This window comes from Methanobrevibacter curvatus (assembly GCF_001639295.1).
Taxonomy (GTDB): Archaea; Methanobacteriota; Methanobacteria; order Methanobacteriales; family Methanobacteriaceae; genus Methanoflexus; species Methanoflexus curvatus.
Genome location: NZ_LWMV01000141.1, coordinates 1 through 600 on the forward strand (window position 1 = coordinate 1; position 600 = coordinate 600).

The following is a 600-nucleotide window of genomic DNA, read 5'->3' on the forward strand; positions in this document are numbered from 1 at the left end:
TTGTTCGTTTGAATGGTACTGGTAGTATTGTGAATGTTGGTAATGTTACTGGTGTTAATGAGAATAACACTGGTAATAATAGTACTCCTGATAATACTACTAATATTACTGTTGTTCCTACTGTGAACATTAGTGTTGTTAAATCATCTAATGTGTCTGGTAATGTCTTAAATGGTGCTTACATCTTGTACACTATTAATGTGACCAATTTCGGTCCTGATAATGCTACTGGTTTGGTTATTACTGATAAGTTAGATACTAGATTAATATACATTAATAGTACAACTCCAAGGTTTACTTTCTATGTTGCAAGTACTGGTGTTTGGAGTATTGGTGCTTTGGCTAATGGTGAAAGTATTGTTTTGGATATTCTTGTTCGCTTAAATGGCACTGGTAATATTGTGAATATTGCTAATGTTACTAATGTTAATGAAAATAATACTGGTAATAACAGTAGTAATCCTGATAATGAAACTAATATTACTGTTGTTCCTACTGTGAATCTTAGTATTGTTAAATCATCTAATGTATCTGGATCTGTTTTGAATGGTGCATTTGTTTTATATGCTATTAATGTGACTAATTTTGGTCCTGATAATG

Annotated in this window: 1 protein-coding gene; it reads left to right on the plus strand. The window is 31.2% G+C overall.

Annotated features, from left to right (window positions below; translation table 11 throughout):
* The coding region (locus MBCUR_RS03460; protein WP_157077647.1) for a DUF11 domain-containing protein at positions 1 to 600 on the plus strand (600 nt) is incomplete at both ends.